Source organism: Bacillus sp. S4 (genome assembly GCF_040838205.1).
Classification (GTDB): domain Bacteria; phylum Bacillota; class Bacilli; order Bacillales; family Bacillaceae_G; genus Bacillus_A; species Bacillus_A cereus_U.
Window position 1 is genome coordinate 1 of the sequence record NZ_JBFPJI010000087.1, and the last position, 12823, is coordinate 12823.

Genomic DNA, 12823 nt, shown 5'->3' on the forward strand with positions numbered 1-12823 from the left:
CTCTAAATGTTAATATCGTACATATAATTGGGGAGGGTACAAAAAAATGAAGAGAAAAAAGATGACAAAATTAACAGCGGTTGTAGCACCAGTTCTAGTAATGAGTATGGCATTAACAGCTTGCTCGGGATCAGGGGAAAAAGAAAAGACGAACACAACGCCGAAAAGTAGTGAAAAAGAAGGCGGGAAATTAGCAGCAAAGCAAGTACTTAATTTAACAGAGAGCCAAGAGATTCCATCTATGGATTCAGCAAAAGCGACAGACCAAGTATCGTTTCTTGCTTTAAACAACGTAATGGAAGGTTTATATCGACTTGATAAAGATAATAAAGCAACACCAGGGGTTGCTGAATCATATAAAAAGAGTGATGATGGTAAAAAGTATACATTTACATTAAATAAAAATGCAAAATGGTCAAATGGAGACCCTGTAACAGCGAAAGATTTCGTGTTTGCTTGGAAACGTGCGGTGGATAAAAATACAGCAGCGGAATATGCATACATTATGTTTGATTTAAAGAACGCAAAAGCAATTAATGATGGAAAAGCACCACTTGATACGTTAGGTGTAAAAGCTGTAGATGACTACACATTAGAGGTAGAATTAGAAAATCCAGTTCCTTACTTTGTAGAATTAACTTCATTTGGAACATTCTATCCGTTAAATGAAAAATTCGTAAAAGAAAAAGGAGAAAAATACGGTTTAGAAGCAGATACAACGTTATACAACGGACCATTTACATTAACAGACTGGAAACATGAAGAAGGTTGGAAATTAAAGAAAAATGCACAATATTGGGATAATAAAACAGTTAAGTTAGATGAAATCAACTTTAACGTAGTAAAAGACAGCGGTACACGTGTAAACTTATATGAAAGCGGACAAATCGATCGTGCTGGACTTACGTCTGAAATGGTTGATAAATATAAATCAAATCCAGACTTCTATACACAAAAAACACCGTCAACGTACTTCTTACGTTTAAACCAAAAACGTGGTGGCCACGATACAGTGTTAAAGAGTAAAGATTTACGTTTAGCGATTGCGATGGCGTATGATAAAAAAGGCTTAACGAATGTTATTTTAAATGACGGATCTACACCTGCAGATTACTTAGTGCCAAAAGAATTTGCGAAAAGCCCAGATGGAAAAGACTTCCGTAAAGAAAATGGAGATATTTTAAAAACGGATGTGAAAAAGGCAAAAGAGCATTGGGAAAAAGCGAAAAAAGAGCTTGGAAAAGAGCAAGTAACGATTGAGCTATTAAACTACGATAGCGATAACGCGAAAAAAGTAGGGGAGTTCTTAAAAGGAGAGCTTGAGAAGAACTTACCGGGCTTAACAGTGAATTTGAAAAACCAACCGTTTAAACAAAAATTAAAATTAGAATCAGATCTAGATTATGATTTATCTTACGCTGGTTGGGGACCTGACTACTTAGATCCAATGACATTCATTGATATGTTCGTTACAAATGGACCTCATAACCAAACTGGATATTCAAATCCGAAATATGATGAAATTGTAGAAAAAGGTAAAGGCGAACTATTAACGAAAACGAAAGATCGCTGGGATAGCTTACTGAAAGCTGAGAAAATGTTACTTGAAGACGCAGCAATTGCACCATTATATCAACGTGGTGATGCTCTTGTTCAAAGAGCGAAAGTAAAAGGTATTATTCACCACCCAGTTGGTGGAGATTACAGCTACAAATGGGCATATATTGGTGAAGATAAGTAAGAGAGAGGGCGCGCGATGCGCCCTTTTTTTTATGCACTTTTCTTCCTTCTTGGAATATATAAAATAAAAAAGGGAGAATTCCATGGAACGAAATACTTACATCGATTTTCTAGCTTACTACGGAATAGGGAGTGCTCATCCTGGTGGTTTTACGTTAACAAAACAATTATTATCTCAATTGCCACTTAAAAGTGGAGCTAGTGTCCTTGAGATAGGTTGCGGCACGGGGAAAACAGCGGCGTATATGACAAAAGAATTGGGTTATAAAGTGACAGCGGTTGAAAAGAATGAAATTATGATTCAAAAAGCGAAAGATAGATGGTTGTTTGATGGTTTGAATATACAATTGATTCAAGGAGATGTAGAAGGATTACCGTGTTTAAATGATTCATTTGAGCTTGTACTTGGAGAATCTATACTCGCTTTTACAAATAAAGAAAAGGTTATTTCGGAATGTTATCGTGTATTACAGAAGGATGGAAAGCTTGTTGTCATTGAAATGATTACCGAAAAACATATTGAGAAGAAAGAGGAGGAAAAGATTGGACAGTTATACGGTATGAAAGAAGTATTAACTGAGAATGAGTGGATTCATTTATTTAAAGCAGCAAATTTTAAAAGAATTACAATTGCGGGTGGCGGAACTATTGCAGAAACAGTTGCAGGACATATGGAAGAGCCAGAGTGGAATGTATCACCGTTTATTCCAGAAGAATTGTATGAAGCGTGGGTGCAACACGAACAAGTACTGCTTATGTATCAACATATTTTAGGACATCGCATTTTTATATGTGAAAAATAGAGAAAAAGAGTTGGCTAAAGATAGTCAACTCTTTACTATGTTAGATGAAAAATAATGCAGCCAAAGTAATTCCAAAAATAAAACCAAATCCGAGTTCAAAGCCCCAGCCGCCACCAAATCCACAACCGCCGCAACCACGACGGCCACATCCGCAGCCACCGAATCCACCACTGAATCCACCATCGAATCCACCACCACATCCAAATCCACAGTTATCACATCTGCTAAGACCGCCGCAAATATCACATCCGCCATTTGAATATGCGCCATGGTATCCAAATCCTGTATCAAAAGATGAACGCTGCTGTACTGGCTCAATCCAAACAGAATCATTTGTCACGTCTATTATTTTTCCTAAATGGATATGACCATCACGATCTTCAATTCGAACAACTTTTCCGAAATAACGTTGGCATGTATTATAACATTTTTGTCTATGCATGTTCTTTCCTCCTTCCCCCATTACAGTAATACGATATGTAAGGGGGACAAGTGCGGCTTGTACGAATGACCTATCTATCATAATTGTTATAGGAAAGGGGAAATATACGAACAGGATACATAATGAGGAGGAAAGGAAATGAAATCTACAGACCAATTTCAGACGTATGAAGTTCCTTGGGAAGAATTTATAGAAGCATTGCGGGGGGAAATAAAGAAACAAGTAGGGGCGGATATTATTGATACGGTCGTATGTAATTTAAAAGATGGTTTTGAAGTGTATACATATGTGCAGGGTGATTTGGATTTCGAGTATACAGAAGCTCTTGAACGAAAATATGGGAGTGATGCGAAAACACCTAATTTATTAACAGTTATGCTGGTAGCTAGCATTTATAATACGGGTGAAGAGAATATACGTTTACATGCAGATCAAAAGGAAAATCCGATTGTTGAAGTATATGTGAAGAAGTAAAGAGTGCGCTAATTATAGCGTGCTCTTTATTTCTTGTATTGAAAAGAAAATCAAACTTTAATGGTGGAATTTATAGCGGGAAAAGTATGAAAGCTATGTGTTATTTCAGATATATAATAAGGAAAAAACTCGAAATAAAATATGGGAGTAGTTTATTTTTGTTTACATAATGTAATTGTTGTGAACTGTTGTCCTAAAATACAAGTCATATATCTTGTTTCCCCTCATAAATTTAAACATAGGAATTTGTCTACAAAGGTGGCGAAGCCTCATCATGAAAATTCGAATTTGTGCCACGTTCATGTTGTTTCTATTTATATGTTTACCTTTTTCAGTTTTTGCAAAAGGAGAGGAGGCAAAGGAAAGGGTCGTTTCACTTGTATATGATGATTCGGGCAGCATGAGAAATAACGATCGCTGGAAGTATGCCAATTACGCCTTGCAAAGTTTAGTTGCGCTATTAGATGAGAAAGATAAATTTTCTTACGTTCCAATGAGTAAGCCAAATGATCCGTTAAACATTTCGTTAACAAAGGATCAAAGGCAAACAGAAATTAATGGAATCGGCGCGTGGAAAACATATTTAAATACTCCATTTAGCGCAGTAGAAACGGCGATGCAATCTATAAAGAAGGAAGCAGATATAGATGGGAAACGTGAATTTTGGCTTATTGTATTAACTGACGGGGCATTTAATGATTTGGAGAAAGATAAGGTTGGCGGAAAAGAACAAATTACACAGAAGTTAGCACAGTTTAAGAAAGAGATGGATTCTAAAAAGATCTCTTTACACCCAGTCTTAATCACGATGGAAGAGGATTTAGGGCAGCAAGAGAAGCTGCAGTTAAATACGTTTAAAGAGATTTGGAAAAAAGAAATGAATGGAGTTGTCATGCCGTCTAGCGGTGAGGATGGTATTGTACAAAGTGTGAATCAAGTGGCAGCATTAGTTGCAAATCGTGATCCATTTTCTTCTGTTGAATCGATTGTCAAAACGAAAATAGTAGGGAAAAAAGTAGAGATTACAACACCGTTTCCATTAAAGCGTATGACGCTTGTACGACAATCACCTTCTTTGTCTAATTATAAAGTTATGCAACTTTCCAAACCGTTACAATTGCAGTCTTCTTTTTCTATACATGCACCAGGAGAAGCTAAATTATTCGGAAATATAGTGCATGTAAGTACAGCGAATCAGGAAGTGATTAAGCCAGGGACATATACGATAGAAGTGGATCAGGACATTGAGAAAGAGGGATTACAAGTACTTGTTGAACCAGCGCTTAATTATACTGTTTCTACGTATGACAAAGATGATAAAGATAGAAAAAATGTTGAGAAAATGTATGAAGGTGTGACAGCTGTTATTGAAGCGAAACCTACTGAATTACCAATTCAAATTTCTTATTTCGAAGCAGAAGTAGAAATAGACGGAAAGCAGTATCCGATGAAGTGGGATGATAAAAGACATGTGTTTTATTACGAGACAAAGGTTGGTAAAGAGTTAGTACGCGGGAAAGTCCATATGAATATAAAGGGATTTTATAGACAGACGAAAGAATTCAAGATTGAACCAGCTGAAAAACCAAAATTAACACTTCAAGCTGTTACGAAAGATTATGAAGAAAAGGTAACAAATTTAGAAAATAGTAAACCATTTATTTTACAGCCCCAGTTAAATGGTAAACCGATGACAGAAGAGGCTGTAAAGAAACTATTAAAATCTACTGGTGTCACATCGAATCAATCGATCAACTATGAATTAAAACAGCATGGTAGTCAAGTTTATGTTTATCCTCGACCTTATTACTCCGACACATTCAATTTTACAGATACCGGCACCGTAGAGGCTACCATCACGATCAATGATTCAAAATTACAAGAAGTAAAGGAAAAGATCGTACTGCACATTGAAAATGCGCCGTTTTTTGAGAGGTATGCGCTCATTTTTAAATTTGTAATTCCTATTACTTTATTACTTTTAATAGTAGGAATTATTATTTTAGGATGGATTGTTCGTCCGAGATTTCATCGGAAAGCATTACTATATTACGAATGGGATCAAGAAGTAGCGAAAGATTGGCTTTATCAATCTGAACCAGAGTTACTTAAAAATAAATGGTGGAAGCACTATTTTGGCATTCCATTCCGAGCAGAAAGAAAGACGGTGCAATCTGTAACATTAATAGCGAAAAAAGGATCGAAATCTATATTTGTAGCAAAAGAATCGCAAGTAGTTGGGATGATTATTGATGGGATGTTTATAACAGAGGAAGAGGTAGGAATGGAGCATAAGACGTTGTATCCAAATGAACTTTTAGTAATTGATAGAGGATATGGTAAGGAGATTTACCGGTACGAATGTGAATAGTAGATAGGGTGTAAGAGGGGCGGAGGAGGCCCGGCTCTCTTTATTCTTCTTTTCAAACAAGCAAGAATAGGAAGGTGGTTCACATGACATTACAAGTTCCAACAATTTTAATTGGCTTAGGTGGAATCGGTAGTACTGTCACACATCAAATATATGAAAGATTACCTGAGGAGCGTCGTAAAAAGGTAGCGATGCATGTATTTGATACAGATGTGAATACATTGAGTAAATTTGATCATATTCGGAAGTTTAAAACGCAAACGAGCTCGAGTAAAACACCGAGAGAGTATATTGCGGGAGATCCAACGATTCCAGAGTGGTTTCCGATGGACCCGACTATACTCGATAAACCGTTAACAGAAGGGGCTGGACAGTTACGCGTCATTTCACGGTTAGCGTTACGTGCTGCGATGAAAGAAGATAAACTCACATCGTTTTGGCAAGAAATCGAGAAGATTTTTCCAGTTACAAGTGATCAGACCGAATATGGTGTACGTGTCATTATTGTAACATCACTAGCTGGCGGAACAGGTTCAGGGATGTTTTTACAAATCGCATTATATTTGCGTGAGATGCTCCGGAAAAAATTGCAGCATCACAACATTTTAATTCGCGGTGCGTTTTTAATGCCTGATGTTTTAGTTAAGACGAGAACGGTTAGTGCGAAAGAGTTTGAAACTGTGCAAGCGAATGGTTATGCATCGTTAAAAGAGTTGCACGCTATTACGCTCGGGTCGACTGGTGAATTATCAAAACGAGGCGGCGTAACGATTGAATTAGAATATCGTCCTGATCAAGTGGATGAAGATGGAAGAACAAATCATACGATAAAGCAGCATCATTTACCGTACAATTATTGTTTCTTATATGATTATGAAAATTTACATGGGCACCATTTGCACAATTTATCGGATTATATGGAGCAAATGGCAAATACGATTTATTTACAGTTATTCAGTCCAATGTCTGCAAATCATTTTGCGCAAGAAGATAATCAAATTCAGCAATTGGCAGAATCGAGTGGGAAAGGGAGATATTGCGGAGCAGGAACGGCGAAGCTCATTTATCCGTATGAGCACGTTTTGAAATACTGTGCTTTAAAATGGGCGGTGCAAGGTTTAGATGAATCTTGGCTTCATTTAGATCAACTGTTTCAAGAGAAGAAGCAAAGATATGATCAAGATGTAAAGCGCGGTATGCAGCGTGAAAAGCCAGAGCGCGGGAAAAGTTATTTAGAAGATTTAGAGCATCTTGCTACTCGTCCAGAACAGGCCCATATTTTTTATAGACAAATGTTCAATGAGACGCGCGAAGGGGCAGAGGGCGGTAAGGTCGGTGTTGCGAAGTCTAAGTTGTTTTTAGAGGCTGTCGAAAGCTACGTACACCGTACAGTGCAAAAAGATGAAGAATTAAACCGCCTACAGCATGAGTGTAAAATATCGGCTGCGAAACTGAAAATGATGGAACAAATGAAAGGTGAAGTAGCGAGAGTTGATCATGCGGTTCGTTTATATGCTTATGCGATTCCGAGCCGTGTACATGAGCATGTGACTACACTTTTATATGACATGGTCGAATCAGACCGCTTTATACCGAGTGGATCAGAAGGACAGTCTTATCAATTAAATACATGGTTTTTAAAGAAAACGGATCCGGTTCATCCTGTCGCAGCACGTTTTATGCTGTATGAAATTCGTAAGCAGTTAGTAGAGAAGATGAATCGACTGCATGAAAATAATGAACAAAAGCGTAATTTAATTCAAAACTACGATAAGAAATTTAATGTGAGTAATATTGATGGAACGGTAACGGCTGTTCGCCGCGTTGAAATTGCCCAGCAACAAGGCTGGGTCGGCAAAATGTTTTATAATCAGCAACGTTTGTTCAAAAAAGAATTTGAAGATATCGTAACGCAATATGTCCACAAATTAAGTGAGTATCGTAAAGAAATGTTATTAGAACTCGTGTATCAATCGCTATACCAAGCAGTTGATAAAATGATCCAATATTGGGAAAGATTCTTTGATAATTTACACGAAACACGTGAAAATTTATTGTTTGAAATCCAAAAGCGAAGCAAGGAATTTGAGGGGAAAACGAACCCGACGAATGTATACGTATTAGCTGAAGAGAAATTGCAAGAAAAGATTTGGCAAGATATGCAGCAACATTTAAATTTAGGTGTATTACCGAAAGATATATCGGCTGAAATTTATATGAGCTTGTACGGGGAATATTGTCGTGATGCGAAAGCCGAAGAAATTCAGTCGAAAAAGGTGGAAGACTTCTATCGTGAACATATATTGAGTTATTGTTATGACGAACTTCAAGTGCGCTATCGTGACAAACTAGAGCTTAATATCGTTGAAGCATTGCGAAAAGAAGCAGATTTCAAGAAACGTGATCGTGATGAATACGTTCGTGAAAAAATTGAAGATCTTTTCCATTTAGCAAGTCCGTTCGTTCCGAAAGTTTCTCATCATAGAGAGTTACAATATTGGGGCGTACATCCTTCTTTAAAACAAGAATTGCAAGAAGAGTTATTGCAAGAAATGTTTAAAGAAAAAGATACGGTAAACGAGGCGTTTTCACCATTTGAAGTGATTTGTTATCGTGCTCATTACGGATTATCGCTACAAGATTTTCCTAAGCTTTCATCTGGACATATTGCGAATGGTTTTATGAACGATAAAGGTGATTATTTTCAATCGTATTATCGCCGCGTGAACAAATTAAATAGTAAAAAATCTAGTTTGACGCCGCATTTAGATAAATATTGGCACTTACCAGCCTTTATGCCAGACTTGAATGCAACGCAAACGAAGTTAGATTACGATAAATGTAATCGTGCTCTTCTATACGCGTATATGTATCGCTGGATTAGCTTAGTTGCTGTTGATGGGCAATTCGTGTATCAATATAACGGTGTCGGCCGTAGCTTTTTAATCCAGTCGATGGGGAAAAATATTTCAAGCGAAAGTTATAAGTTGCACAGAGCATTGCTTCATAATCCGTTTATTTATGAAAATATCTTGTCCAGGTTTGAAGAAGAGCAAGAAAAGGCAATGATACAAGGTGGACATTTATATACACATGCATTTGTATTAGGTGCTCAAGATATTAGATGGCTTCGTAAAGAGCATGTCCATAATATTTTAGATATGATTTTAATGTATGATCGTGAGGCAAAATATGACCCGACGTTAGAAGAAACATCTGACGATTTGTTAAGGCTATTCCTTGATGAAATTGAGTTGTATTTCCAAAACTATTACGGAACAGGTGCAGATATGGTTGCAAAGAAAGAGAAAGAGATGTTTATGAAACAATTGTGGGATCGTTCGTATGCGAAAGGGTATGTGGATCCAAATAGTGCGCCTTATAAAAAATGGCAAAATGTATTACATGTTCCCGATGAAGAAGAAGTGCCAAAAACGAATGTATAATGAGTGAAAAGGGAATCCTTAAGAATGGCAATACAACTTTAGAAATGAGGGATTCCGATGCCGTTTTTAGGAAGTGTATATCAAATATTTGGATTATATCCAGAAATTTATCATGCGATGATTTCAGCAGAGCTGCAAGAAGAAGCTCAAAAGGAACATATCGATAATAATAGTACAGAAATTGAAGCGGAAGAATAAAGCGCAGATGAACATCTGCGCTTTTTTTATTGTCTTAGGTGAAAATACTGTTTGCAATTTGTAGGGAAGTTAATCGGTCTAACAAGATAAGATGAATAATTATTTCTATATAACGAATCGACTGGTTTTATCTTGTTTGTATATGGGGATTTCATTGAGTCTGATGTATAAAAATGAATTCCGAAATAATATAAAATGTATTGAAATGGGAATTAACAGTGTTTTCAAGTGGTATCGTATATTTTGGAATACTATTTTATTTATAATTATTCGATGTGGGTGAATTAATTATATTGTTGACAATATAATTAATCGTGTGATAAATTCAATCAATCTTCTAAAAACATGCTTGTTAACAAGCGTATTTTTAGAAGATTGATTTTTCTGATTTTTAGGCATGTAATTTGTGGAGTTTATATAGGGAGTGAAAGTAAAGTATGAATATTATTAATGTGTAATAGCAACAGTAATAAAGATTGTAATGAGTAAGGGATAATTTTGAAAAAGAGGTTTCTACGAATGAGTTTATTTATAAAGAAAGCAATGAATGAAGAAAAGAAAAACGTGTTACAGCAAACTTTAGGAGCAATTGATTTAACGCTTTTAGGAATTGGAGCAATTATTGGTACAGGCATTTTCGTATTAACAGGTATTGTAGCAGCGAAACATGCTGGTCCAGCAATTGTATTATCTTTCATGTTAGCTGCAATTGTATGTGCTTGTGTAGCTTTTTGTTATGCTGAATTTGCATCTACAGTCCCGGTCTCAGGAAGTGTGTATTCGTATACGTATATGACATTAGGTGAGATTTTTGCTTTTATAGTTGGCTGATGTGTTATGTTAGAGTACTTATTAGCTACTTCTGCGGTGGCGGCGGGATGGTCAGCCTATTTTCAGTCATTACTATTAGGGTTTAATATTCATATTCCGGCAATCGTTGCTTCTGCACCAGGGATGGGGAATGGCGGGATTATCGACTTGCCAGCGGTTATTATTATTTTAGTTGTTACATTTTTACTAAGTCGTGGTGTGAAAGAAAGTGCACGTATAAATAATATAATGGTTATTATCAAACTGGCTGTTATTTTAGTATTTATTATTGTAGGAGCAAACTATGTAAAGCCAGAGAATTGGCAGCCGTTTCTTCCTTTTGGATACCATGGTGTTATTGGAGGAGCTGCTACTGTATTTTTTGCCTTTTTAGGTTTCGATGCAGTTGCAACAGCAGCAGAGGAAGTGAAACGCCCACAACGTAACGTTCCAATTGGATTACTTGTCTCTTTATGCATTTGTACAATTCTTTATGTTGGTGTTTCATTCGTGTTAACTGGAATGGTTCCATTTACGGATCTGAATGTAGCTGATCCAGTAGCATATGCACTGCGTATTGTAGGAGAGGATAGAATTGCTGGTCTATTATCAGTTGGAGCGATAGCTGGTTTAACAACAGTTCTGTTAGTTGCTATGTTCGCATTTGTTCGAGTATCATACTCGATGAGCCGAGATGGATTGTTACCAAAAAGATTTTCGAGTGTTCATAAACGTTATCAAACACCATTTTTTAATACATGGATTACGGGTATTCTTGCGGCTGTATTAGCAGGTTTATTGGACTTGAATTTGTTGGCAAATTTAGTGAATGTGGGAACGATAACAGCTTTCATATTTGTATCTATAGCTGTAATTGTATTAAGGAAGACACATCCTAATTTGAAAAGACCGTTCCGTGCTCCGTTAGTTCCATTCTTACCTATACTTGCGATAGTAAGTTGTTTATATTTAGCATTAAATCTTTCTAAAACCACTTTAATCAGTTTTGCAATTTGGGTTATTGTAGGTATTTTTATCTATTTTATATACGCGAAAAAACATAGTAAGATTAGAAATAGAGTATAAGGTATTACAATGATGGCTGTAGGTTAAAAAGTTTTATTTTTTTCCTATAGCCATTTTTATTTGTGCGCACCTTGTTTTCGTGTTAACATAAAGCGAATTTTTTAAGGGAGAGAAAGAGATGAAATGGATTTATTTTATTATTATCAACGTTATAGCATTTAGTATGATGGGGCTTGATAAGCGAAAAGCAAAGAAAAAGCAGTGGAGAACGCCAGAAAGTACGTTGTTTTTATCAGCTGCAGCTGGAGGAGCGGTTGGAGCTTGGATTGGTATGTATATGTTTCATCATAAGACACATAAAAGTAAATTTGTCTTCGGTATTCCGGCGCTCGTTATTATAACAGTAGGAGTGTTTTTATACATATAACGGATTTACAAGAGGAATGTCGAAAGAAATGCAGATTGAATATTGGTAAAGTAAGTATGTGAGACCTTATAATGAAGAAAAAAAGAGAAGAGGAGAACAGGGAAGATGGGGAGTCAAATAGCAGAGCAAAAGCAGGGGATTATATATGCGGCGGGTGCGTATACGATGTGGGGAGTTCTTCCGATTTATTGGAAATGGGTGGAGGAAGTACCGGCGGATGAAATATTAGCGCATCGCATCGTTTGGGCATTTGTTTTTATGTTGTTAGTTTTAGGAGTAACGAAGAGGTTTCGTCAGTTTGGTGGGGAGTTAGTGGCCCTTTTTAAACGACCTAAATTATTAATGTCATTAACAATTGCTTCGGTACTTATTAGTGGAAACTGGTTTGTATACATATGGGCCGTAAATCATAACCATGTAATCGAAGCAAGTCTTGGGTATTATATTAATCCACTTATAAGTATTTTACTTGGTACAGTTGTTTTAAAAGAGAAGCTTAATTTTTGGCAATATGTTGCGGTTGGTTTAGCTGGATTAGGCGTTGTTATTTTAACGATACGTTTCGGATCAATTCCATGGGTTTCTCTTTCACTTGCTTTTTCATTTGGATTATATGGATTAACGAAAAAATTATTAAATTACGACGCAACAATTGGGCTTACGATGGAAACGATGTTAGTGACGCCATTTGCACTTATATATTTGTTTATGACAGGAGTTCATGGCTTTGGTTCGTTCGGTTCTATTTCGGCAATATCAACGTTTCTTTTAATAGGGGCGGGTATTGTTACAGCGTTACCACTCTTTTATTTTGCTAAAGGAGCACAACTTATTCCGCTCTATATGATAGGATTTTTACAATACATCGCGCCGACTATTAGTTTAATTTTAGGTGTGTTCGTTTTTGGTGAACATTTCACATCTACTCATATGATTGCGTTTTTCTGTATATGGATTGCTTTATTTGTCTTTTCAATGGCGAAAACAAAGTTTCTACTACAGAAACAACCAAAATTTATTAAAAATAAATCAGCAAAAGTATCATAATGCGTAGTATTTTCTACGCATTTTTCTTTATACTTATAT

The 12823-nt window shown here is 36.3% G+C and carries 9 protein-coding genes and 1 pseudogene; 9 read left to right on the plus strand and 1 reads right to left on the minus strand.

Annotated elements, in window-relative coordinates; translation table 11 throughout:
- The first annotated feature begins 46 nt into the window (after positions 1 to 46).
- Together AB3X48_RS11210 and AB3X48_RS11215 are read left to right on the plus strand one after the other, a co-directional pair.
- The gene (locus AB3X48_RS11210; protein WP_016105816.1) at positions 47 to 1741 is read left to right on the plus strand and encodes a peptide ABC transporter substrate-binding protein; all 1695 of its coding nucleotides are present in this window, start codon (positions 47 to 49) and stop codon (positions 1739 to 1741) included.
- Positions 1742 to 1823: 82 nt separating this feature from the next.
- Entirely contained in the window at positions 1824 to 2543 is a 720-nt protein-coding gene (locus AB3X48_RS11215) for a class I SAM-dependent methyltransferase (protein ID WP_016105815.1), read from the plus strand.
- 40 nt (positions 2544 to 2583) lie between these two features.
- On the opposite strand, the gene AB3X48_RS11220 is transcribed toward AB3X48_RS11215, so the two are convergent.
- Complete coding sequence (locus tag AB3X48_RS11220) at positions 2584 to 2985, minus strand: hypothetical protein (RefSeq protein ID WP_016096373.1); 402 nt, start codon at positions 2983 to 2985, stop codon at positions 2584 to 2586.
- A 138-nt stretch (positions 2986 to 3123) separates the two neighbouring features.
- On the opposite strand from AB3X48_RS11220, the gene AB3X48_RS11225 reads away from it, so the two are divergent.
- The 7 genes and pseudogenes from AB3X48_RS11225 (at position 3124) to rarD (ending at position 12784) form a co-directional block, all read left to right on the plus strand.
- Complete coding sequence (locus AB3X48_RS11225) at positions 3124 to 3459, plus strand: hypothetical protein (RefSeq protein WP_016105814.1); 336 nt, start codon at positions 3124 to 3126, stop codon at positions 3457 to 3459.
- A gap of 274 nt (positions 3460 to 3733) precedes the next feature.
- Positions 3734 to 5830: a vWA domain-containing protein gene (locus AB3X48_RS11230; protein ID WP_016105813.1), complete on the plus strand. Its 2097-nt coding sequence runs from the start codon at positions 3734 to 3736 to the stop codon at positions 5828 to 5830.
- Positions 5831 to 5913: 83 nt separating this feature from the next.
- Positions 5914 to 9276, plus strand: coding sequence for a tubulin-like doman-containing protein (locus AB3X48_RS11235; RefSeq protein ID WP_016105812.1), 3363 nt, complete (start codon positions 5914 to 5916; stop codon positions 9274 to 9276).
- A gap of 57 nt (positions 9277 to 9333) precedes the next feature.
- Positions 9334 to 9474: a phosphonate ABC transporter permease gene (locus tag AB3X48_RS11240; RefSeq protein WP_002111095.1), complete on the plus strand. Its 141-nt coding sequence runs from the start codon at positions 9334 to 9336 to the stop codon at positions 9472 to 9474.
- Positions 9475 to 9993: 519 nt separating this feature from the next.
- Positions 9994 to 11370 (plus strand): annotated as a pseudogene (locus tag AB3X48_RS11245) (APC family permease).
- Positions 11371 to 11488: 118 nt separating this feature from the next.
- A complete protein-coding gene (locus tag AB3X48_RS11250) occupies positions 11489 to 11737 on the plus strand; it encodes a DUF1294 domain-containing protein (protein ID WP_002111093.1) in 249 nt (82 codons plus the stop codon).
- Between the two features lie 105 nt (positions 11738 to 11842).
- Complete coding sequence (rarD, locus tag AB3X48_RS11255) at positions 11843 to 12784, plus strand: EamA family transporter RarD (protein ID WP_016105810.1); 942 nt, start codon at positions 11843 to 11845, stop codon at positions 12782 to 12784.
- Positions 12785 to 12823: the final 39 nt, after the last annotated feature.

Bases quoted from the DNA above. Each gene is read 5' to 3' on its own strand.
- AB3X48_RS11210 (WP_016105816.1), top strand. From the start codon at position 47: ATGAAGAGAAAAAAGATGACAAAATTAACAGCGGTTGTAGCACCAGTT.
- AB3X48_RS11215 (WP_016105815.1), top strand. From the start codon at position 1,824: ATGGAACGAAATACTTACATCGATTTTCTAGCTTACTACGGAATAGGG.
- AB3X48_RS11220 (WP_016096373.1), bottom strand. From the start codon at position 2,985: ATGCATAGACAAAAATGTTATAATACATGCCAACGTTATTTCGGAAAA.
- AB3X48_RS11225 (WP_016105814.1), top strand. From the start codon at position 3,124: ATGAAATCTACAGACCAATTTCAGACGTATGAAGTTCCTTGGGAAGAA.
- AB3X48_RS11230 (WP_016105813.1), top strand. From the start codon at position 3,734: ATGAAAATTCGAATTTGTGCCACGTTCATGTTGTTTCTATTTATATGT.
- AB3X48_RS11235 (WP_016105812.1), top strand. From the start codon at position 5,914: ATGACATTACAAGTTCCAACAATTTTAATTGGCTTAGGTGGAATCGGT.
- AB3X48_RS11240 (WP_002111095.1), top strand. From the start codon at position 9,334: ATGCCGTTTTTAGGAAGTGTATATCAAATATTTGGATTATATCCAGAA.
- AB3X48_RS11250 (WP_002111093.1), top strand. From the start codon at position 11,489: ATGAAATGGATTTATTTTATTATTATCAACGTTATAGCATTTAGTATG.
- rarD (WP_016105810.1), top strand. From the start codon at position 11,843: ATGGGGAGTCAAATAGCAGAGCAAAAGCAGGGGATTATATATGCGGCG.